The following is a 23,268-nucleotide window of genomic DNA, read 5'->3' as shown; positions in this document are numbered from 1 at the left end:
TATTAGAGAGTAGGCTCTACTGCTGCTTGATTTAGTAAATCATCCGAAGGTATTTTATTTAAATTTAAAGATTTATCAATAACTGTAATTTCACTAACATCGACGTTGAATTTTTCACAACCATCTTTGAAATATTCTCTGTCAGTTTCACCTGTTATTGTTACTTGTTTACCTCTAATCAAATGAAAGACTGCTCCAAATGGAAGACTTCTAGTACCAAAGTGAACTAATTTATCCGAATCAATTTCAAGACACATGTCTCCAGTTTTATCTCTAAATCTATAATATTCACCCATAATTCTTTCTACAATTACACCGGTGACAGAAACAAATCTTTCATCACCCATATTTTTAGTAGCTGCTACTGTTTTTTTATGAATAGCAAGATCATCAAGTGAATATGCTGAAAAAGAGGTTAATAAAACCATACTACCAACAATTGAATAAAACGTTTTTTTCATGTAACTCCTTAATATTAATTAGTAATTATTGTTGTTTTGTTAAACACTCTAACCGTGTCTAACGATGTTAGAGAGTACCATATAAAACTTAAAACACAAGTTTTTATTAAAAATTTTGTTAAAATTATTGCATATTAAAAATTTATTTAATTATTACAGAATTTTATTTACACAAAAACAGAAAAAATTCTTTATGATTGCTTAAAAAATATTTTTTATGGAAGAAAAATAAAGATTTATCTTAATATAAAGAAAAAGTGAATTCGACTCTTAAACCTGATGAAAATATATTAATTTTTGAAAGCTCATTATTTTCAGATTTAGAAAGAAAAATCTATTTCAATTTATCATATAAGTTAAATACTTTTTTAAATAAAATTAGAATTTTACATTTAAAAAATAAGATATTTTAAGTATAAGATTAAATGAAGCGAATAAATAAATTTCTTTTATAGTTGAGAAGTATTTGAACTATTATTTTTTTACAACAATAAAATAGAATGTTTGAGATTAATAACATCTGTAGGAAATAAAAATATTATTAGAAATTTAATTTTGTTAGAAAAGTTTAGAATTATTAAAGAAAATTATTAGATTGAGATAATATAAATGTATATTAAAATTTAGATTTTTAAAAAATTCCATTTCAAAATACATACACATATAAGAATTTATAAGTAATATATTGAATTCGGAAGAATCAATGTAGGTAATTAGAAAGACTTGAAATTTTGGGAATTAAAAAATAATAATAAGAGAATTAAATATAAAAATTAAAAAATTTACGTTTGGTGTCTTTGCATAGTTATATACTGAGATTTGTATTAAAAGACAAAATATTTTTGATTTGGATAAAAATTCAAGATCATCACTTTATTTATATGTTATTTATTTAATTCAGAAGAATATCTATGTACATTATTTTCGCGGCATGTTTGATGCAAAGCAGCAGTTGCAACGGTATTTATGCAAGTAATACGAGAGAAAACTTGATCATAAGTATCTGTTACCACTTCTTCCAAGGTATTCTGAACGCTCTGCCAATCAGCTAATCTTGCACGCGTTTGGTTTTCTAATAAAGGTCTTGCATGGCTACGTAAAATATTTATCAGTCCCGCATCTGTATTATCCAACATAGTGTTTATACGAACTGTAAATCCGCCTTGAACTTCATCGGAGATGATTTCCCCGGTTGCCAATCCTTGCTGATAACGTGTTCTAGCGATTCTAAGTGCATTATGAGCAAAAAAATCAGTTAAAGCATCAAGTCTATTTGCTAGAAGATCATTTCTAAAATTTATTAAAGCAGGTGTAGCTCTTTGAGTAATTTCAAAATTTAAAGTACGCGGAAACCTTTGATGTAGGTAATTTGTAACTTCTGAATAGGATCTCGTTAAGTAATTAGAAATTGAAGTCATCTCTGAATTTATTGAAGTTGTCCATTGTCTTTCCCCAAAAAGTTGGGATAGCCTTCTTTGAGCAATGAGCATTCTATTTAAGATTCCTGTAGATCGAAAGATAGTTTCAGAATATTCAGGAATATTTGGAGCATTATTTTCCAAACTCGCAAGTGGAACCGTCCGACCGACTAACGAATGTAAATAACAAGCATTTGTTCGTAGTTCTTTAAGCGTACGCACAATAGCCTCTTCTCTATGATCTGTATCCATTGCCTCAATATTTTGAATGTTAACCTCAATTTGTTCGTTAGCAGCTTGTGAAATAAGAACGCTGATTGCGTGTGGTCTGACTAGAACGGTACACCCTACGGCAGTTATTGGAATTTGCGGCTGAATAAATTGTGGAGTCGTAGTTGTAGCAGGTGTTTTTGAAGTAGTTGTAGCAGGTGTTTTTGAAGTAGTTGTAGCAGGTGTTTTTGAAGTAGTTGTAGAATTTAATTTATCTTTTTTCTTAGAGCTGCTTGAGCAAGCATCTGATGCTACGCAATAAATACCAAGACCAGTAGAAGTCGCAGCCCCTGCAACAATTCCCCAAAAAAGAATTGGAATTATAGGGATTGCAGCTGAGGCTGTAGATGTAATAAATAATGCTATTGAAGTGTATATTATTTTACGCTTAGAAATTTGTTTCAAAATTGACATAGTATCAACCTTTTATAAAAAATTAAGAAATAAATAAACGAAAAAACCATAAAAAATAAAATGGAGACTATTGAATTAAAAAAAATTGGATAAAAATAAGGTTTTTTTGAGCCTAGAAATAAGCTCAGATTTTTAATAGCACACCAAAATTAAAAAATAAAATTAATTTATCATAATTTATAATTATAAAAAAAATTAAAATAAGTAATTTTATTTTTTTATAAGAGTATCGTTTGTAAATTTCTCAAATCTATAAAATAACTAAAATAACTAAAATAAATAAACAGAAGATCTTCATTTAGTAATGAGTATTCTTCTATTTTTGCTTAAAAAAATGGATTTTTTATATAGGTTGCTATAGTTATGTAAGGAAATCCTTAATAAATAATTCATCTTTTAAAACGGAAGAGAAATTGAAAAGGATTTTAATTATTTTGATTAGAACAGGTGTATTAAGAATTAAAAAACGATGATAATTTCTTACTTAGTTACTTCTATGCTTCGAAATTTATACATACCTAAGTTTAATTCTAATTTGCTCTTTATTTTTTTTGATAGTCAGTTGCTGGCTAAAATATTCTTTGTAAAAAACTATAATATTCCTATATTAATACAAAACGAGTTGAATGTATGTAGTAATAATTATTTCAAATGTTTTTAACATTACAAATGATATTTACTTTATTTATAAGAGGGAATTTTTGTTAGGAAAGAAGAATGGCGGAGAGAGAGGGATTCGAACCCCCGGTAGGCTCGCACCTACAACGGTTTTCAAGACCGCCGCCTTAAGCCACTCGGCCATCTCTCCGTTTTTTAATAAAGAAATTACTTCTTTATACCAGTCTTTTTAGAAGTTGCTTTACCAGCTACTATTTTAGCTCTTACACGTGCTTTTTTAGCAGCTTGAGCTTTTTTTCTTTTCATTTTAAACGTACGACGGTTATCTTTCTTACCCATTTTAAACTCCTCATTTAGTTTGAGAAGAATGAAACTTCTCTAATACAGAAGGTGACCTGTAACATTTGTGTAGAACCTACGCAAGTGCTTTTTAAAAAAATTGCTGCTAGCAGAGAGAATCTACTCTTTCCCTCATTTCTTGTCTATTTTCAGATACTTGTTGTTTTTCAATGCTATCAAACAAAGCTTTAAAGTTTCCTTCACCAAAACTTTCATCACCTTCTCGTTGAATAATTTCATAGAAGAAGGGCCCTGCTTCTTTTTTCTGTAATTGAACAGATTGTTCCTTCATGAAAATTTGGAGTAAATATTTACTGTTAGATCCATCGAGTAAAATGTTATTTTCTTTAATAATATTAAATGGTTCCTTGATTTTATCGAGTTTCATGGCAGACATTCTTGCAGGAAGTTGTTCGTAATATTTATCAGAAGCTTCTAGGAAAACGGCACCTTTATTTCTTATTTTGCTCACCGTATCTATGATATTTTTTGTGCCAAATGCAATATGTTGAACTCCAGAACCTCTATTATCTTCAACATATATTTGAATTTGAGAATTATTAAAATATGGTGCTAATGGCTGGTTTGTGGCAAATTTAATACCACTTTCTTTATCCCACATAACAATACTTTCTAAACCAGAGCCTGTACCTAAATCTGGCTTGTGGTGGTTAGTATGAAATTCTATGCCCCAATACTGTTCAAAGCCTAAACAATGGCGATAAAACTCAGTAATTGCATGCATTGAACGTCCATTACAAGTAACATGATCTATTCCTAAATCTAATCCAAAAGAATTATGTTTATTTTTTTCTTGATTAATCCATTTAAATCCAGGAGCAAATTGATCGTATTGTGATTCTTCAATGAATCTAAAACCTACATCATCTAACGCAGTAGCGATGGCAGTTTCATACCAATAACCATCATTTAAAGATTTATGATTTTCAATTTCATATAAGAAAGCCGCTTTTTTATCAGCTAAAAATTCAACTGTTTTTTTTAAATTTTTTACTTTGAAATTTAGAAAGGCAACACCATCTGGGTGTGTGGAAAGATATCTCCCTGCAGTAGAATTTTTTTCAATAGGTTCTGTAATTATCCAGCCGATACTTCCAGCTCCTCTAAGCACAACTGAACGCATTCCATGTCGTTTTTCCCAATTTTCACTTGATTGAGCTATTTCTTCAAAACCAAATGTTTTTTTGTGCCACTCAACACAGCTTTTTAAGTCACGACTGAAGTATTGGATAGAATGATAATTAACTAAACCCAAGGAACGATTTTCATGTTTCATACAGAATCACCTCCCGATCAATTTTTAATGATATTGGATCAGAAAGTTATTCTTGTAAAGCTAAGATTTTATATAGTTTTATTTTTTGAAAATTTAACCTTGACGAATAAAAAAAATAAAGTGTAAAGAGATTTATGTAAAATATATTTAGCTGAAATTTATGTTCTGTTAATATTGTTTTTTAATAATAAATCGCACTTTAATTTTCATAAAATTTCCTTAAATATTTTATAATTATATCGTTTTCTTTTGGGAGGGTGTAAACATGTTTAGTAATTTAAAACAACAAGTTTTAAAAGGAAGTAAATTACTTTCTGCTTGTTTAATTTTTGTTTTTGGAAATGTAGCTATGGCAAAAGCGCCAGTCGTTCTTATGACTGATTTTGGTTTAACCGATGGTGCTGTGAGCACTATGAAAGGCGTAATTTATACTGTTGATCCCAGTTTAACTATTTCAGATTTATCGCATAATGTTGAAGCATTTAATGTTCAGGAAGCTTCGTACAGATTATACCAAGTAATGCAATACTATCCTAAAGGGACTGTTTTTGTATCTGTAGTAGATCCGGGGGTAGGTACTTCTAGAAAATCTATTGTAGCTGAAACTAATAATGGTTACTTTATTGTAACTCCGGACAACGGAACGTTGACAAATATAGCTGCTGCTTATGGAATTAAAGAAATTAGAGAAATTGATGAAACCAAAAATAGATTAGAAAACTCAGAAAAATCTCACACTTTTTATGGCCGAGATGTATTTGCTTATACTGGTGGAAAACTCGCTGCAGATAAAATAACATTTGCAGAAGTTGGACCACATATTTTGAAAGAATATATAAAATTTCCGATTCAAACTTCACAAGTAAAAAATAATGCTATTCATGGTACTGTTATTATTTTAGATGGTGATTACGGAAATTTATGGACAAATATTAGTCCTGAAAATTTAAAACAAATTGGAGCAGAAGTAGGAAAACAAATTCAAGTTGAAATTTTAGATAAAAAAGATAAGGTTATCTATCGCAAAAAAATTCATTATGGCAATACTTTTGGTGATGTTAAAGTCGGATCAGAAGTATCTTATTTAAATAGCTTGGGCAATTTTGCTATAGCTATTAATCAAGGTAATTTTGCAAAAAAATATAATATAAAACCTGAATTTAAAATTATTGTGAAAATGTAAAAATTAAATAGTTTTATCAGATAATTCTTTTGTAAAGTGACAAGATACAAAATGGGGACTATTTTCTGTTCCCATATTTTTTAATTCTGGTATTTTTTGTGAACAAATTTCTTTAGCAAATGGGCATCGTGTGTGGAAACGACATCCTGAAGGTGGATTAATTGGACTTGGTATGTCACCTTGAATGACTTGGCGTTTTCTTTTTTCAACAATATCATGCTTTGGAATACTAGATATTAAAGCTTTTGTATATGGGTGCAATGGTTTACTATATAAATTATCTGAAGATGTATATTCAACTATTTTACCTAAATACATTACTGCAACATCATCTGAAATATGTTCAATAACGGACAAATCGTGTGCAATAAATATATAAGAAAGATGGTATTTATCTCGAAGATCCATCATTAAATTTAATATTTGACTTTGAATGGATACATCAAGCGCACTTACGGGTTCATCACAAATTATAATTTTAGGATTCAAAGATATTGCTCTTGCAATTCCTATTCTTTGTCTTTGTCCACCAGAAAACTCATGCGGATATCTATCAATAAATTCAGGATTTAATCCTACTTCTTTTAAAAGAGAAATTATTTTTAATTCTCTTTCATTTTTATTTGTATATAATTTATGTATTTCAAACGGTTCAGATAGTATTTCACGAATTGACATTCTAGGATTTAAACTTGCAAATGGATCTTGAAAAACTATTTGAAATTCTTTTCTTAAATGTCTAAGTTCTTTTTGAGAGAGTTGTGTAATATCTTTGCCATTAAAAATTATTGTTCCAGATGTGGGTTCAATTAATCTTAAAATAGCTCTTCCTAAAGTACTTTTTCCACATCCCGATTCTCCCACTAAACCTAATGTTTTTCCTTTACCTAATGAAAAGGAAACATCATCGACAGCATGAACTTTTGCAATTTCTTTGCCAAATAATCCACCATGAATAGGAAAATATTTAATTAAATTTTTTATCTGCAAAATATTGTCTGCAGTCATAAATCTTTCCTTTTTATATAGGCATTAAATGCTAAATTTAATTTATGCTTTAATACAAGCAACAAACTTGTTTTTTTCAACTTCATTTAACAAAGGTTCCGAAATTTTACATTCCTCTGTAGCTATTGAACATCTATCTTGAAATCTGCAACCCTTTGGCAATTTTGTTAGTGAAGGTACAATACCTGGTATAGTATTGAGGCGATCTTTTTTTTCTCCAAGCCTTGGTATTGAATTTAATAATCCAATTGTATAGGGGTGCTTTGGATTTGTAAATATTTCTTTTGTAGAAGCCTTTTCAACTATTTTTCCAGCATACATTACAACAACATCATCACAGGTTTCAGCGACAACTCCTAAATCATGCGTTATTAAAATAGTAGACATTCCGTTGTCTTCCTGTAAATTATTCATTAAAGCTAGAATTTGAGCTTGAATTGTTACGTCTAACGCTGTTGTTGGTTCATCAGCTATTAATAAAGCTGGTTTACAAGCTAATGCTATTGCAATCATAACTCTTTGTCGCATACCACCTGATAACTGATGAGGATAATCGTGAATTCTTTTTTCGGGTGAAGGTATTCTAACTTGTTTCAGCATTTCAATCGATAAATTTTGCGCTTCTTTTTGGCTCACTTTTTTATGAGTTTGAAAGACTTCTGCAATTTGATTTCCAATTGTATATACTGGGTTTAGACTTGTCATGGGTTCTTGAAATATCATAGATATTTTATTTCCACGAATCGAGCGCATTTCTTTTTCTTGTAAATCTAATATATTTTTATTGCCAAAAAGAATTTTACCAGATTTTATTTTCCCTGGAGGAGTAGGAATTAGACGCATAATAGATAAACTTGTTACGCTTTTTCCACATCCAGATTCACCAACTATCCCTAATGTTTTTCCTTTTTTGACATGAAAAGAACAATCATCAACGGCATTAACCTCACGACCGGAAACGTTAAAGCTAGTTACTAGATTTTCTACAGTTAGAACGTTCTCTTCTTTCACGTTCAACCTCTCTTTTATTTTTTAAATTTTGTTTCCTAACCCAATTTCCTTTAACCTTTGTAACAAAAATTCATTGGCTAAGATAGGAGGAAATTTGGCAGCTCTTGATGGAGATAAACAATTTTTAAAGACATTCAGCTCGCAATTTTCAGAAGGATGAATAAAAAATGGCATAGAATATCTAGACACATTTTTTGCTGACTTGGGATTTACAACCCGATGAGTCGTAGATGGGATGATTTGATTTGTTATACGGGATAACATGTCACCGGAATCAACAACCATTTGACCTTTTTTAGTTTGAATTTCTAACCATTTTCCGTCTCTAGTTAATATTTCAAGTCCACCTTCTGTAGCTTCGCACAGAATAGTCATTAAGTTAATATCTTCATGTTCACCAGCCCTAACAGCACCAGAGAAAAAATCGTTACTTTTTAAAGGTGGATAATGTAACGCTCTTAAAATAGTATTTCCATCTTTTGCCATTTTTGGTAAAGAGTCTTTTTCAAGACCAAGATACTCGGACATAGCTGATAGTAGAATAATTGCCATATTATCAAGTTTTGAATAAAGTTCCAAAAATAAATTTTTAAAATGAGGTAACTCATTTGTTGGCCATATATTTTTTGCAGATATTTTTTCAAGAGATCTATCTGCAAAATGTTCCCTACCTATATGCCAAAATTCTTTTAAATCACCTTTATCGCTATTTTTTGCATGCTCTATGCCAAAAGAAACATAACCTCTTTGGCCAAGTCCATCAGCAGCTGAATAATTCTTTTTTATTTGTAATGATAAATCAAATAATTGTTTAGCTTGTTCGTAACAATTATCAATTAAAGTATTTTCTATTTCATGGTCTTCAACAATAACAAAGCCAAATTCTTGTATTGCTTTTCCAAAATTTATTATGAAATTATTTTTATCTCTATCTGAACCTTTAATATATTCTTCAATGCTAGTAATAGGAACCTGTTTCATTTAAATTTCCTTAATATTATCAAATACGCTTAATAGTTTTTCTACCTGATCTCGTTTTTTTCTAGCTTTGGGACCTATTAAAACAAAACCTCTTCTAGCAGAGCCAAAAACTTTTTTCGCAATTTTTAAAACTAAATCGGGAGTTATAGATTGAACTATTTTAATTTCATCATCAACTGATAAGTTTGAATCCATAAAATATGCGGTAGCTTCTCTATTTAGTAAACGGAAAGGAGTTTCTTTAATTTGTTTTAAATCAAAATTATAACGAAACTTTATATGATTAACTTCTGATTCTAAAGGTTTTTCTGTTACTATGTTTTTTAATTCAACAGATAGCTTTTCAAGTAGTTCATTTATTTTATCTTCTGAAACAGTAGCATCAATACTGAAAGTTCCAATTTCTTTAAAAAATTGTGTATCACAACTAATATCATAAACTAATCCATATTTTTCTCTTATATTTGCTGGTAGCCTGGTACAAATACCATCATCAAGTAATCTTTGGAGAAAAGTAATTAATACAATTTCTTCTGTTAATCCACCAGATGTTGGAAAAATAATTTTTATAGCAAATTGATTATCAGGATTATTTTGTAAGCATAAAGCATTTTGCGGTTTTTTTAATTGCGATAATTGAGGGATGAAGTTATCTGCAAATATTCTATTTGGATTAGAATTATTATTATGTTCCCAAATATGACCGAAATATTTTTCAACATAATTTGTAACTTCTTGTTCAGATTTAGAGGTACAAATTGTTAGAACACATCTTTCAGGGGTGTAAAAATCCCGTCTTTTAGCTGAGAGCTCTTTTTCTGAGATTTTTTTAACAATATGCTCACTACCAATAATAGGGTTACCTAAAGGATGATTTGCAAATAATGTAGACATTGATAAGGATTCTGTATCAATACTATCACCGGCTTCATTAAAATCAGAAGCCATTTCTTGTAAAATAACTGATCTTTCTATTTCTAAATCAGCATAATTGGGGTGTAAGAAAAAGTCAGAAAAACATTCAATCGCTTCTAAAGTTTTTTCTGAGTCTCCCTTTATCCAATAAGAAGTGTGTTCAACGCCTGTCATTGCATTTGTTTCACTACCAAAAGACTCCATTGCTTTAGCTAATTCAAGTGAATTAGGATATTTTTTAGAGCCACGAAACATCATGTGTTCTAGAAAATGAGAAACTCCATTTGTTTCTTCTATTTCATCACGAGCACCAGTATTAATATGCATTGAAATTTCAAAATTAACAGTGTCTGGAGTATGGCAATAAAAAAATTGCAGACCGTTTTTTAATGTTTTTTTGTTTATTTTATATGTAAGCATTTTAATTCTTTCTATTTAAAACAAAATAAGTAATTTGATTTAAAGCATCTAAAGCTAATTTTTGTTTTTCAGAAAGTATTAATAATTTTGCTATTTCATTTAGAGCGTCTCTTGCTTTTTGAGAATAGAGTTCAGCTAAATTAAAAGACTTTTCTAAACCACCACATTCTTTTACATGAAGAAGTAACTTTGATTTTTCTTCTGAAGATATTTTCCCATTTTCTAAAACTGATGAAACAATAATATCAAGATTTTTATTTTCAGATTGAAGAGAATATATTAAAGGTAAAGTAACTTTTCCTTCTAATAAATCAGTTACTACAGGTTTACCTAGTAGTTCTTCGTTTCCTTCATAGTCAAGACAATCATCAAAAATTTGAAATGCAAATCCTAAAAATTTACCAAAATTTGCAAAATGTGTTGCCAACTCTTGGGAAGTATTTTTTAAGTAGCAAGGAGTTTTTGCACTCGCTTGAAATAATATAGCTGTTTTTCCTGCAACAACTCGCTCATAATCAGATAAAGAAGTATCTTTTTTCCAAAGTAATTCTAATTGAAATAATTCGCTTTCACTCATAAAACGAATGCATTCAGCAAAATCATCAATTAATTCTAAAGATCTAGTTTTGACCATCAGTCTACATGCAGCAGAATAGATTAAATCTCCGGATAATACAGCCGTTTCATCGCCCCAAATGGAATTTACTGTCGGTTTATTTCTTCTTAAGGAAGAATTATCAATGACATCATCGTGCAAAAGGCTTGCAGTATGGATATATTCACATACTGAAGCTATTGGAAATTTAAATTCCCCTTCATAATCTATTAATTGAGAACACAATAAAAATATGGCTGGTCTTATTCTTTTACCACCAGAAGAAAAAATGTGTGATAAGACTTGATTGGTAGGTTTATTAGGTGTGAGAAGATATTCTATCAGTTTAGATTCTAGTATTTCTAAATCATTTTTAATTGTAGCATAAAATTTAGGTAACATGTTTTTTATTTAATTCCATCTCTATTTAAATTGCTTTAAAGTTTTGTTATTGAGGCTTTTTTAATTTTAAGAATTGCTTCAGTATAATTCTCGTAATTAAAAACTGCCCCACCAGCAACAACAATATCTGTTCCTAGTTGTCTCAAAAGGTAGACATTTTCAGAATTAACTCCTCCATCAACCATAATATCATACTTTAAATCGTTATCTTTTTTATATTTTGCAAGTGCAGAAATTTTTTTGTGAACCAATGGAAGATGCATTTGTCTAGAAAAACCTGGATTTACAGACATGATTGTTATTTGATCTAAGACAGGCAAGAGATATTCTATAGTATTCCAATTTGTTCCTGGATTTAAGGCGATGCCTGCTTTTTTACCTGTTTCCTTAATTTTCATACAAATTCGGTGAGGATGAATAGCAGATTCTTGGTGAAAAGTTAAAATATCAGCCCCAGCATTTAAATAATCTTGAAAAACACTATCTGGATTTGTTACCATAATATGTACGTCTAATTTCATATTAGTAATTTTACGCATTTGTTCAATAAATGGTATACCTATAGTTAATAATGGTACAAAGTGGCCATCCATAACATCAAAATGGATGCTATCAGCACCACTTTCTTCAAGTCGTTTAACTTCTTCTTCTAAACGCATTAAATTTCCAGCAGCAATTGAGGGTGAAACTTTTATTTCTGATTTCATTTAAATACCTTTTATATTAAATGGGATTAACATAGGTGTGAATTAAGGTTTTTTCACCAACATTATTTTTTTCAAATTTGATTTTCAATCTATATCCCTGTGAACTTTTTTCTATCTCTCTAATTATACCCTCACCAAATACTTTATGAGTGACTCGTTGTCCTTTTCTCCAAATATGTTCTTCATTTCCAGATTCAATTTTTTGTTCATTTAAAAGTTCATCACCTTTAAATATTCTCGGTTTATCAATAAATTTATTTGTGCTTGATATTTTACCAAATTCTTTTTTGATATTTCCAGTATGATCTAGGATATCGATATATTTTTCTGGTATTTCGCTAATAAAACGGCTTTCTTGAGCAGGTAAAAAATCTTTATACCTATTTTTTTTGCAATTTGTTATCACTAAATTGTTTTTAGCCCTAGTGACTGCTACATACATTAAACGACGCTCTTCTTCAATTGCTTCAGGTGAATCCAAGGAATTTTGATGTGGCAATACTCCTTCTTCCAAACCCGCTAAAAATATATTTTGGTATTCAAGTCCTTTAGCGGAATGAATTGTCATTAGAGTAATTGCATTTGCACTGCCTTGTTGCACATTATAAACTGTTGGCTCAATAGTAAGCATAGCTTGTTCAATAAAAAGACTTAATTTTTCTAACCCATTTTTTTCTTCAAGCAGTTCTTCATTTTCAGTGTTTTCAAATTCTATAAGAGCATTTTTTAATTCTATAACGTTTAGCCAGCGTTCATCAAAATCTTCAGGATGAGTAGATTTAAGATAAATTTCAAAATTAATATCAGAAACAATTTGAGCTAAAGTAACTGAAGGTTTGTTATGTTCTAAAATGTTATTTTTCCATTTTTGATAATTCATTATGAAATCTTTTACACCAGATAAAGATCGAGATAAATCATTTTCTAAAGTTCCATAAACTACTTCTGTAAGCGTTTTTAACATACTTTCATTTTTCTGAAGTGATAGTTCTTTTAATTTTTGAACAGCTTTTTCTCCAAAACCTCGACGCGGTGTATTTATTATTTTTAGAAGAGATGCTTCGTCAGTAGAGTTTATTATTAATTTTAAATAAGCCAATAATATTTTAATTTCTGCACGTTCATAAAACCGAACTGAGCCATAAATAATATAAGGTAACATTCTTCTTCTTAGTTCATCTTCTAAAGAACGGCTCTGCGCATTTGTTCGATATAAAATACAAAAATTAGAGAAAACTTCATTATTTTGGACTGCAGAATATATTTCATTAGCAATATATCTTGCTTCAGAATAGGGGTCTTCACATGATTTGAACTTAATTTTTGTGCCATTTATTTTATTAGTAAAAATAGTTTTATCGGCTCTTTTGTAATTGTTTTTTATAACGCTTGTTGCAGCTCCAATTATTTTATCAGAGCTTCGATAATTTTCTTCTAATTTGAATACTTTAACATTTTTATATTCTTTATCGAAATTAAGAATAAAAGAAGGCTCAGCTCCACGCCAAGAATAAATACTTTGGTCATCATCTCCAACTATAAATAAGTTATTGGTATGAGAACATAAAATTTTTATTAATTTAAATTGTATAGGGTTTGTATCTTGAAATTCATCAATTAAAAAATACTTAAAACGATTTTGCATTGATTGTAAAACGGAATTATTATTTTCTAATAATTTATACATTTCTAATAATAAATCATTAAAATCCATAGCGTTTTGTTTTTTTAAATTTCTTTGATATAAATCATATACCTTTTGAATGAGTTCTGGGTCGTAGTATTCGCCAAATTGTTTTAATTGGTATTGATTTTCTTTAGTGATAATATCAGCATTATTTTTTATTTCTCTTAAATATTCTTCAGGAGTTAATCCTAAATTTTTAATTTTATCAATTTTAGATTTTACTGTACTTACTGATAACAATTTATCTGGAATATTTAATTGTTTTAATAAATCTTTTAACAAACTTTTTTGATCATTATCATCAAATATTGTAAAACCTGGCTGAAATCCGGCTTGGGAGGAATATATTCTTAGAAAACGCGCACAAAATGAATGAAAGGTTGAAATAATTAAATTCTTTGTATTACGTTCTCCAATATATTCATTGATTCTTTCTTTCATTTCTTTAGCGGCTTTGTTGGTAAAAGTGACTGCTAAAATAGATGAAGCTGGAACTTTTTCTATTGTTATTAGCCAACCTATTCTTGAACAAATAACTCTAGTTTTACCACTTCCTGCTCCAGCATAAACAACAGCCGGCCCATCTTTATGAATACAAGCTTGGTATTGAGCTTTATTTAATAATGATAGATCAAGTGAGGTTAATTCTTTAAGCATTGAAGTTTCCTATATATATTGACAGAAAAATATCATTTCTTTTTTTTAGATTTTTTCTTTTTACGTTTTGCAGTTTTATTTTTGTTAGGTTCATTTTTACTATTTATATTTTTCCTTTTAAGATTTTTCACGGCTGCTAGCCCTGATGAACCTATAGCTAGTCTTCTAATTTTTTTCAAATACTGTTCTTCAAGAGCCGCTGCCCGAGATTTATGTAACAAATCAGAATATAAAGGGTTATTTTCAATATTAGAAGTTAAAAAGACATGCTGATGTTCTTGATCAAAACCTTTCTTTTTGAAGAATTGGACAGCTCTATTATTGCTTGGATCTGTATCAGCCATAATAATTCGAACACCTTCATTTTCAACAAAGGCTTCAACAACTTTATCTATTAGCTTGCTTGCAACGCCTTCCCTTTGCCAGTTTGGGTGTGCACAAAGCCAGACAATATAGCCGTAGCTCCAAGCCGTTCCTGGCTTTGACATGACTGTGCCAAGAACAAATCCTACAATTCTTTCGTCTTCAGCATCTATTCCTTTTTGAAAGTCATCATTTTCTGCTACTAAGCAATAATCACCGTCTGTATTGAACATGCTTGTAACTTCATATTCATCCCATCCTCTGTAGAGCATAGGCCATAAATCAGCTCTAAAACACGTTTCCCCAAGGTTATATGCTTCGGCTAGATCTTGAATTTCCATCTCTCGAATAGAGAAACTGCGTTTTGAATCAACATTTTTCTTTTCTTCTTTTGCCTCTTCTCTTTCCTTTTTTTCTTTTGCAGTCATAAATACCCTTTTTAACTAAATAATCTTATTTAGCTATTTCATAAGGGGAGCAAAACACAAAATTTGGTCCCATTTCAATCTCAATTTTTCCATCTTTTGAATCTAGCAGATCTCCATCTAATGAATAAAGGCTATTTTCGTAAGAAGTGATATGTGCTTGTTTAAATTTAACAGAATAGACATGAGGTAAATTATAGATATCACCTCCCATCAAAGACTTTAGAGCGCCCTTGATAAGTTTTTTGCCTTTTTCTGAAATGGCTATCATTTCAGCATATTCATCGCCTAATTTAACTTTTTTGAAAAATTGATTTGTTAGAGGAAGTTTTTTAACTGTCGAAGCAAAAATGAGGCTAAATTCATCAGGACTTTTTGCGGATATAGCTTTCTGCTGCCAAATTTTCTCCGGAAAAGTTTCGATAGACATTTTCTGTTGCCTGACTATCTTCTTGAATTCTCCGTTTATTTTTCCTTTTAACAAACCATCGACAATATAACTAGTTATTTTTATTGCAGCACCAAAAGAATTTGTTTTATCTTTATAAAACTCTTCTAAAAATGAAGTTGCAATCCCATTTGCAAAGATAAATCCAAGTCGCCCATTGACATGTAATGTACTAAGAATAGCTTCATTCAGAGCTTGTTTTTTATGGATGATTTTTAATGTATCTTCTAGGCAAGTAAGGGCTTCGGTTTTAATACCTAAGTTTTTAGCAAGAAAATTAATGGTTCCGCCTTTTAGAAGCAGAATTTTTGGTAGAGGATCTGAGCCGTATGCGCTGTAAAGTGCTGATAGAACTAAACTTATGCTCCCGTCTCCGCCAACAATCCCAACAAGATTGATCTTTCTAGCATGAAACTCTAGGCACACTTGGCGTAATTGCTCAACAGAGTGAGTAACTTCCATTTGACCATAGTGAGCAAGCGTGTACCAAAGACGAGTATTGTACTCTGGATTTTGTTTTATAATCTTTGCAAAAGGGTTGGAAATAATTCCGACTCTGAGCATTGTGAATTCCTTATCAGGGAGTAGGCCCTATGGCTCGTAAGAAAGAGATTGTTCCAGCTGATGATGAAAAGCAAACAAATGATTCAAATAAAGCGAACAAAAGATCTTTTGTTCGGGTTTCTGGGTCTGATAGTCAAAAGATAAAAAAATCAAATGTAAAAGCAAATTCCAACTCCAAAAGCAAAACCTCAATTCTTCTCGATGCTGAAGTGATTGATGATGAAAATGATGATAAAGATAATTTATCAAAAGAAAGACAAGATATAATAGATATTGGTAATTATAAAGACTCTGAAAGTGAAGTTATTTTAGATGACACAGATATTTTGCCTGCCCTGCAAGATGAGGAAGAAGATGAGGATGACGAGGACCTAGATGATAGTCTGGATATATCCAATCAAGAAAGTGGTTTAATAACAACAAATGCGCTGCAAAAATATCTTGCAGAGCTTCGTAAATATTCTCTTATGACTAGGGAAGAAGAACGTGAAGTTGCTATCAAAGCATATGAAGAACACGATATAGAATCGAGAAATAAATTAGTCACCTCAAATTTAAGATTAGTTGTTAAGATAGCTATGGAATATAGACGTGCTTATTCACAAATATTAGATCTTATCCAAGAAGGAAATGCAGGACTTGTTCAAGCTGTGAATCGTTTTAACCCCTATCGGGGTGTAAAGCTTTCTACCTATAGTGCATGGTGGATTAGAGCCTATATTTTGAAATTTTTAATGGATAATAAAAGTTTAGTTAGAATGGGAACGACCGATGCACAACGAAAATTATTTTTTCGATTGCGCGGAGAAGCAGAAAAACTATATGCTTTAACACAAAAATTTGATGCTAATTTATTAGCTGAAAAAATTGGGGTACAACCTCAAGATGTAGTTGAAATGCAACAGCGACTTACAAAAAATGATGTTTCTTTAGATTCACCCGTTGGTGATGATAGTGATACTAGACAGGTAGATCTATTATTTTCTGATTCAGAAGAAGCAGACATTTCTTATGAGAGAGAGCAATTATTAAAAATTTTAAGGAAAGAAGTTGCCTTTATAGAAAAAGAATTAAATGAAAGAGATGCTTTTATTTTCCATAATAGAATTATGTCGGATGATCCAATAACGTTACAAGATGTTGGAGATAAATATGGCATTACGAGAGAAAGAGCGAGACAATTAGAAGCAAGGGTAATAAAAAAAATAAAAGACAGAATAATAGCCGCAGGTATCTTAAAATGAAATTAAAGTTTTTTTTTTTTCATTTTATTCATAGTAACTTTTAACTATTCATACTCAATAGAAAACAAGAACTTTAGGATAGTTACGTTAGCGCCTAATCTAACTGAAATAATATATGCACTAGGTGAAGAAGATAAATTGGTAGGAAATACTATTCTGTGCGATTATCCATTACAAGCAAAAAATGTTTATAAAATTGGAAATTTTAATAATCCAAGTATAGAAAGAATAATCAGTAAAGGTACAAATATAGTTCTTGCAACGGATGGCAATCCAGATGATAAATTAAAATTCTTAGAAAAAAATAATATAAAAGTTTTGAAGTTTCAGCCGCAAAAAGTAAATGAAATTTCAGATATGATTAAAATAATTTCTAAGGAAATTGGTGCAGCTGAAAAAGGAAATAAATTAGCATCCAAAATTGATATTAGTATTAAAAATTTAATAAGAAATAATGTAAATAAGAAAAGAAAATTTGTTTTCATTTTGCAATTTGATCCAATCTACACGTTTAGTGAAGAAACATGGATTGGAGATATTTTTAAATTGGGTGGTTTTATAAATATAATTGGAAATTCTCCTGTTAAATATCCTAAAATAACTGATGAATTTTTATTAAAAAACAAACCGGATATTTTTTTTCTTGGAAATATAGAAGGTAAAAGTAAAGAAGAATCTATCGAAATATATAAGACAAAACTTGGAAAAATATATGGAGATTTAAAAGAAAAATTCAATATTGTAATTGTACCAAAAGATATTTTGGTCAGACCAGGGCCAAGAATAATAGAGGGCATAAAATTTTTAGAAAGTATTAAAAGTTGAAAAGTAAATTATCACTTAAAATTTTTTTGTTCTACTTTACTCTTTATATTATCTCTGCTTTATTAAGCATATTTTTTGGATCAACTGAACTTTTTAGTACTGATAATATAGAAAAAAATTTTGCTATTTTCATTAAAATTTTTGAGCTAAGAATAAATAATTTTCTAACAGTTTCTTTTGTTGGCGCAACTTTAGCTTACTGTGGTAATATATTGCAAAATATTTTAAAAAATCCTTTAGCTGACCCATTTATATTAGGTATCTCTTCGGGTGGGACTTGTTTGGTAGCTTTTTTAATGCTTTTTCCTCTTCCGCTTTTTTTATTACCTTTTGCTTTTAATATTACATTTTCTTTTCAAACTATTGCGGCGTTTATCGGCTGTATGATGTCATTTAATATTATTTTTATATTGCGAAGAAAAATAAAATCAGTGAACGATGAATACATCTATCCAGTAATTGGAATAATCATAAATACTTTTTTATCTTCAATTATATTATTTATTTTTTCCATAATTAAACCTGAAAAACTTTCTGAAATTCATAATTTTTTGATAGGTTCCATTCAGCCCTTAAGTTTTTATGAAATATTATTTATCATTATTTTTTCAATATATCCATTTATTAAATTATTTCAATTAAGCAGGTTTTTTAATGTAATTCAATTTGGTGATGATTTTTCCAAATCTATGGCGATTGATCCTGAGAAAATTAGGAAAGAGTGCATATTTTTTGTCTGTATTTTAATTTCAATAACTGTTTCTATTGCGGGTATTATCAGCTTTATTGGTTTAATTATTCCTCATTTAGTAAAAAAAATTCATAGAGTTAACTCAAAAAGTGAGCTAATTATTTGTATTTTTTTAGGTGCTATTGTGTTATTAAATGCTGATACTTTGTCGAGGATCTTGTTGAGTCCTGCTCAGCTTCCGGTTGGTATTTTTACAGCTTTAATTGGAGCCCCATTTCTCACTATGATTTTACTAAAAAGATATAATATATGAAAAAAATTAGCATTTTTGCAAAAGATCTTGCTTACGCAGTAAATTCTAGTAATATAATATTTCGAAATGTTAGTTTTAACTATCAAGAAGGTGATATTATTTGCTTACTTGGTAACAATGGAGCTGGTAAAAGTACTTTATTTAAAGTATGCTCAAATATTCTAAAACCTACTTTTGGTGAATATGTTATAAAAGAGGATAATAATGTTTTGCAAACGAATATCGAAAAGATAAAGTATGTAAAATGGTTACCTCAAAATTTAACTAGGCCTGAAAATTTTAGAGTAAATGAATTTTTAACATTAGATTACTCTTTAAATAAAAGTAATGTTGAAGAATCTAAAATTGAATTTTTAAAAAATTTAGATATTTCACATTTACTATATACAGATTTAAATAAATTAAGTGGTGGGGAATGGAAAAAAGTTCAACTTACTAGAATTTGGCGAACTAATTCACGAATTATTTTTATGGATGAGCCCGATTCTGATCTTGATGTAAAAAACAAATATTTGCTTAAAGAATTTTGCTTGGAATATGCAAAGAAAAATAGAGCAATAATATTTATGATTACCCATGATCTTAATTTTGCAAAGATTATAGCTAATAAAGTATGTGCTATAAAAAATGGGTTGTGGATTTGGAATTCAGAGGCTGAAAATTTTTGGAATTCAAGAACTGTAGAAAAATTATATGAATTGTATTAATTAAGAGCAAGGATATGAAGATAATGAATAATCAAGACAAAGAAAAGCATGATATTATAGATGCTGAATTTGTAAATTTATCTGAAGAAGTTAGCAATAAAAGTAATAATAATCATGAGAATAGACAATTTAACAGCGATGTTGAAAAATATAATTTTAATATAAATAATGATGAAAGGTTTAAAACTCAAAATCAAAATAATTTTAATTCTTTTTTCTATTCATTTCAAAAGAATGATAAAATGAAATTACAAAAATTTTCATTTTTTAAGTTAATTTTATTACTGCCATTCATTTTAATTACTTTTTGTTTTTTTGTATTGTTTGGCTTAATAGCATTTGTCATTTTTTTGCCTAAAATTTATAAATTTTTTAGAAGAAAAGGAATTTCTGGGCTTAAAATGGACTATAATTTTTTAAGAGGGCTATTTAGTCACTTCAGGGTAAAATGAATTAAATAATATTATTTTAATAGGTGCGACAATGCCACTACATGCTCCTGAATTTCCTCCTGAACTCAAGTGGGTTAACTCCGAATCTTCCCTAACACTAGAAAAATTTAGAGGACATCCCATTTTACTGCATTTTTGGACCTTTGGAAGTATTCATGCATTTCAAGTATTATCAGATATAAAAAAATTAGAGGATGAATTTAGTAGAAAAGGTTTAGTCGTAATTGGAATTCAAAATCCCAAATATTTTCATGAAAAAAATTATGAAAATGTGAAAGAAGCTTGCCACAGGTTAAATATTAATCACCCAGTTATTTTAGATGAAGAAATGCAAATTTATAAAAAATTTGCTATTAGAAGTTTACCTTCGTATGTTCTAATTGATCTTGAAGGGAACATTTTACTTTCAACATCATGTGAAAATAAATATGAATATTTAAAAGAAAAAATTTCTTCACTTATATTAGGTAAAAATCTTCCAACATTCGATCTATATAACTGGTCAGCTTTTGATGATAAATTTAATTTTCGATATCCTACTAAAGCAGTTGCAGCAATAATTCAAGAAAAATTGTATTATTTTATATCTGATACTTTCAATAATAGAATTGTTCAATTGACTGAAGAAGGTCAGTTTGTAACATCTTTTGGAGAAGGAATATTATATTCGCCACTTGGGTGTTGCATTTGGAAGGATTATTTAATTGTTTGTGACTCTGGACATCATCGTGTGATTGCTTTTGATTTAGAAGGAAAACCACAAAGAAAATACAAAGTATTAGCGGGAAAAGGAGAGAAAGGTATTTTTGAAACACGGTCTGAATATGACGCCAAATCAGCTCCTTTAAATTTTCCATCAGATGTTTGTGCTTGGGGCGAGCATTTGGTTATTGCTTGTTCAGGAAGTCATCAGATAGTTCAATACATTTTTAAAGATGATTCCATAATTCATATTGCTGGTTCAGGGAAAGAGGATCTTCAAGATGGTCCAGCAACCCATGCAGCTTTAGCAGGCCCCTCAGGAATTACTGCTATTTCAGAAAGTGTATTGGCATTTACCGATAGTGAAACTAATTCAATTAGGCTAATTATAAAAAACTGGAATGAAACAGGTAAAACAATGATAGTTAGTTTAGTTGGTGGTGGTTTATCTGAATTTGGATTTTCTGATGGACTAGGTGCTGAAGCAAAAATGCAGCATCCTTTAAGTTGTGCTTGGAGTCCAATAACTCAAAATATTTATGTAATTGATTCATTTAATAATGCTATGCGCATTTATTCTTTAGGAAAAGATTATTTAGGAACTGTTCCCTTATCAGAAGATCTAAATGAACCGGCAGGAATAAGTTGGCATGCGGGGAATTTAATTATCACAGATACAAATTCCCACAGGATTTTGTTGATTAAAGAAACTGATGTAATTCAAAGAAATAATACTGATTCCATAGAACCTGCAAAAGTCAATAAAATCTTTAAAGGTCCTTTTGTAAAAATAACTGATTATTCAAAAAATAATATCAATCAAAATTTAGTATAAAAAAATCGATATAAAATGTTTCTTTATTGTTATATTTGTTGGGAAAATGTCTGTAATTTAAACTTGATTATATTGAAAATTAAGAATATTTTAGTTGTGTTACTATTATAAATGGGGTTTTTTCCTGTTTGATAAAGGAAGACTTATGGCTAACTATAATAAAGTTTTAATTTGTACAGATTTTTCTGATGCCAGCATAAAATCTTTTGAAAAAGCATTCCCTATTGCAAAACTTTTTAATGCTGAAATTCATATTTGTCATGTTGTTACACCAGTGGCTTCAATTCCAGTTCATGGGTATTACTATCCAATGAATATTGATTTAGAAAAAGAAGCTATGACTGAAGCAGAAGAAAAAATGAATACTCTTCTAGAAAATAAACCTATAAATAAAGAAAATATTCATATCTTTTTTTCAGATCCTAAAGAAGGTATAGTTGCATTTGCGAAAGAACTTAATATTGATTTAATAGTGATAGCTGGACACCATCATTCATTTATTGGGATGTTAGGTTCAACTGCAAATTATGTCGCAAATAAAACATACTGTGATGTTTTAATTATTAATCAGTAGAGAATGGAGATTTTTTCCACTCATTTTTTAAAATTGAGTACATGTATATATCATAAAAAATTTTATTTTTATAAAAAAAATTCCTTCTTATACCTTCTCGAAGCATTCCAATTTTTTCAAGTAAAGTCCAACTTTTTAAATTTTCTGTAACACAAAAAGCTTCGATTCTTTGTATCTCATAATTTTCAAAGGCATAATTAATTAAGCATTGTACTGCATCTAATGCAATGCCTTTTCCCCACCATTCTTTATTCAACACAAAACCTAATTCGTAAGTGTATGGAGATGTAATATGTTTAGGTAGTAGTCCAACTGTGCCTATTATTTTTTTATATTCAATAGTTGAGATCTCTATTCCTAAATTACTTATTGGAAATTTTTTACTAAGCAGTAATATTCTTGCTAAATAATCAATTGTGTCATTTATATTTACATGAGATTCCCAATTTAAATATTTTGATATTTCAGAATCTTTAGTAAAGCTATAAATATCACTACTATCTTTTTCATAAAGAGTTCTCAAATTGAAACGATTAGTATTGATAATTATCATATATTTCCTTTTTTTAGGGTAAGGTAATTATATCATACTTTAAAAATTTCCTTTGAGAAAAAAATTTAATTCTTATTTTTTTTCAATTTTTGCTGAGTAGCTTTTTGAAATTGACAGGAGATTTGAAATATCATAAATTTGACAGAAATTTTGTAGAGGATTTAATTTTAAACAAATTTTTCTAAAAAA

The 23,268-nt window shown here is 29.3% G+C and carries 22 protein-coding genes and 1 tRNA gene; 8 read left to right on the top strand and 15 right to left on the bottom strand.

Going from position 1 to position 23,268, the window contains the following annotated elements; all coding sequences use genetic code 11:
* Nucleotides 1-2: 2 nt before the first annotated feature.
* From QEJ31_RS07195 to QEJ31_RS07175, 5 genes are all read right to left on the bottom strand, one after another.
* Nucleotides 3-461 (bottom strand): NirD/YgiW/YdeI family stress tolerance protein, encoded by a 459-nt coding sequence (locus QEJ31_RS07195; RefSeq protein WP_280593106.1) that lies wholly within the window; start codon nt 459-461, stop codon nt 3-5.
* 884 nt (nt 462-1,345) lie between these two features.
* A complete protein-coding gene (locus tag QEJ31_RS07190; protein WP_280593105.1) occupies nt 1,346-2,563 on the bottom strand; it encodes a hypothetical protein in 1,218 nt (405 codons plus the stop codon).
* Between the two features lie 718 nt (nt 2,564-3,281).
* Nucleotides 3,282-3,371: transfer RNA gene (locus QEJ31_RS07185), tRNA-Ser, on the bottom strand.
* Nucleotides 3,372-3,388: 17 nt separating this feature from the next.
* A complete protein-coding gene (locus tag QEJ31_RS07180) occupies nt 3,389-3,520 on the bottom strand; it encodes a hypothetical protein (protein ID WP_280593104.1) in 132 nt (43 codons plus the stop codon).
* A 106-nt stretch (nt 3,521-3,626) separates the two neighbouring features.
* Entirely contained in the window at nt 3,627-4,817 is a 1,191-nt protein-coding gene (locus tag QEJ31_RS07175; RefSeq protein WP_280593103.1) for a VOC family protein, read from the bottom strand.
* Between the two features lie 265 nt (nt 4,818-5,082).
* Here QEJ31_RS07175 and QEJ31_RS07170 point away from each other — a divergent pair, with 265 nt between their 5' ends.
* Nucleotides 5,083-6,000, top strand: coding sequence for an S-adenosyl-l-methionine hydroxide adenosyltransferase family protein (locus QEJ31_RS07170; RefSeq protein WP_280593102.1), 918 nt, complete (start codon nt 5,083-5,085; stop codon nt 5,998-6,000).
* A 3-nt stretch (nt 6,001-6,003) separates the two neighbouring features.
* On the opposite strand, the gene QEJ31_RS07165 is transcribed toward QEJ31_RS07170, so the two are convergent.
* Genes QEJ31_RS07165 through QEJ31_RS07125 form a run of 9 tightly spaced genes read right to left on the bottom strand, consistent with a single transcriptional unit; the run spans nt 6,004 to nt 16,183 of the window.
* On the bottom strand, nt 6,004-7,008 hold the full coding sequence (locus QEJ31_RS07165; RefSeq protein WP_280593101.1) for a dipeptide ABC transporter ATP-binding protein: 1,005 nt from the start codon (nt 7,006-7,008) through the stop codon (nt 6,004-6,006).
* A gap of 42 nt (nt 7,009-7,050) precedes the next feature.
* Complete coding sequence (locus tag QEJ31_RS07160; RefSeq protein ID WP_280593100.1) at nt 7,051-8,019, bottom strand: ABC transporter ATP-binding protein; 969 nt, start codon at nt 8,017-8,019, stop codon at nt 7,051-7,053.
* A 21-nt stretch (nt 8,020-8,040) separates the two neighbouring features.
* On the bottom strand, nt 8,041-9,000 hold the full coding sequence (locus tag QEJ31_RS07155) for a 2-oxoglutarate and iron-dependent oxygenase domain-containing protein (protein ID WP_280593099.1): 960 nt from the start codon (nt 8,998-9,000) through the stop codon (nt 8,041-8,043).
* Nucleotides 9,001-10,335, bottom strand: coding sequence for a pitrilysin family protein (locus QEJ31_RS07150; protein WP_280593098.1), 1,335 nt, complete (start codon nt 10,333-10,335; stop codon nt 9,001-9,003).
* A 1-nt stretch (nt 10,336) separates the two neighbouring features.
* Nucleotides 10,337-11,332, bottom strand: coding sequence for a polyprenyl synthetase family protein (locus QEJ31_RS07145; protein WP_280593097.1), 996 nt, complete (start codon nt 11,330-11,332; stop codon nt 10,337-10,339).
* 35 nt (nt 11,333-11,367) lie between these two features.
* Entirely contained in the window at nt 11,368-12,039 is a 672-nt protein-coding gene (rpe, locus tag QEJ31_RS07140) for a ribulose-phosphate 3-epimerase (RefSeq protein ID WP_280593096.1), read from the bottom strand.
* A gap of 16 nt (nt 12,040-12,055) precedes the next feature.
* The gene (locus QEJ31_RS07135; RefSeq protein WP_280593095.1) at nt 12,056-14,383 is read right to left on the bottom strand and encodes a UvrD-helicase domain-containing protein; all 2,328 of its coding nucleotides are present in this window, start codon (nt 14,381-14,383) and stop codon (nt 12,056-12,058) included.
* Between the two features lie 32 nt (nt 14,384-14,415).
* Nucleotides 14,416-15,174, bottom strand: coding sequence for an N-acetyltransferase (locus tag QEJ31_RS07130; RefSeq protein ID WP_280593094.1), 759 nt, complete (start codon nt 15,172-15,174; stop codon nt 14,416-14,418).
* 25 nt (nt 15,175-15,199) lie between these two features.
* A complete protein-coding gene (locus QEJ31_RS07125; RefSeq protein WP_280593093.1) occupies nt 15,200-16,183 on the bottom strand; it encodes a diacylglycerol kinase family protein in 984 nt (327 codons plus the stop codon).
* Nucleotides 16,184-16,212: 29 nt separating this feature from the next.
* Here QEJ31_RS07125 and QEJ31_RS07120 point away from each other — a divergent pair, with 29 nt between their 5' ends.
* The 7 genes from QEJ31_RS07120 to QEJ31_RS07090 all read left to right on the top strand — a co-directional run bounded on the left by QEJ31_RS07120 (nt 16,213) and on the right by QEJ31_RS07090 (nt 22,526).
* Nucleotides 16,213-17,427: an RNA polymerase factor sigma-32 gene (locus QEJ31_RS07120; RefSeq protein ID WP_280593092.1), complete on the top strand. Its 1,215-nt coding sequence runs from the start codon at nt 16,213-16,215 to the stop codon at nt 17,425-17,427.
* Between the two features lie 21 nt (nt 17,428-17,448).
* On the top strand, nt 17,449-18,252 hold the full coding sequence (locus QEJ31_RS07115) for a helical backbone metal receptor (protein WP_348524554.1): 804 nt from the start codon (nt 17,449-17,451) through the stop codon (nt 18,250-18,252).
* Nucleotides 18,249-19,256, top strand: coding sequence for an iron ABC transporter permease (locus QEJ31_RS07110; protein WP_280593091.1), 1,008 nt, complete (start codon nt 18,249-18,251; stop codon nt 19,254-19,256). Before QEJ31_RS07115 ends, QEJ31_RS07110 begins: the two co-directional genes overlap by 4 nt.
* A complete protein-coding gene (locus QEJ31_RS07105) occupies nt 19,253-19,963 on the top strand; it encodes an ABC transporter ATP-binding protein (RefSeq protein WP_280593090.1) in 711 nt (236 codons plus the stop codon). The genes QEJ31_RS07110 and QEJ31_RS07105 overlap by 4 nt, the downstream gene beginning before the upstream one ends.
* Nucleotides 19,964-19,986: 23 nt before the next feature.
* The gene (locus QEJ31_RS07100) at nt 19,987-20,415 is read left to right on the top strand and encodes a hypothetical protein (RefSeq protein WP_280593089.1); all 429 of its coding nucleotides are present in this window, start codon (nt 19,987-19,989) and stop codon (nt 20,413-20,415) included.
* Between the two features lie 31 nt (nt 20,416-20,446).
* On the top strand, nt 20,447-21,952 hold the full coding sequence (locus QEJ31_RS07095) for a redoxin domain-containing protein (RefSeq protein ID WP_280593088.1): 1,506 nt from the start codon (nt 20,447-20,449) through the stop codon (nt 21,950-21,952).
* A gap of 145 nt (nt 21,953-22,097) precedes the next feature.
* Entirely contained in the window at nt 22,098-22,526 is a 429-nt protein-coding gene (locus QEJ31_RS07090) for a universal stress protein (protein ID WP_280593087.1), read from the top strand.
* Here the strand turns inward: QEJ31_RS07090 and QEJ31_RS07085 are convergent.
* Nucleotides 22,516-23,079 (bottom strand): GNAT family protein, encoded by a 564-nt coding sequence (locus QEJ31_RS07085; protein WP_280593086.1) that lies wholly within the window; start codon nt 23,077-23,079, stop codon nt 22,516-22,518. The genes QEJ31_RS07090 and QEJ31_RS07085 overlap by 11 nt on opposite strands.
* Nucleotides 23,080-23,268 lie beyond the last annotated feature (189 nt).

The organism is Pigmentibacter sp. JX0631, assembly GCF_029873255.1.
Taxonomy (GTDB): Bacteria; Bdellovibrionota_B; Oligoflexia; order Silvanigrellales; family Silvanigrellaceae; genus Silvanigrella.
This window is presented reverse-complemented; position numbering and strand designations above follow the sequence as displayed.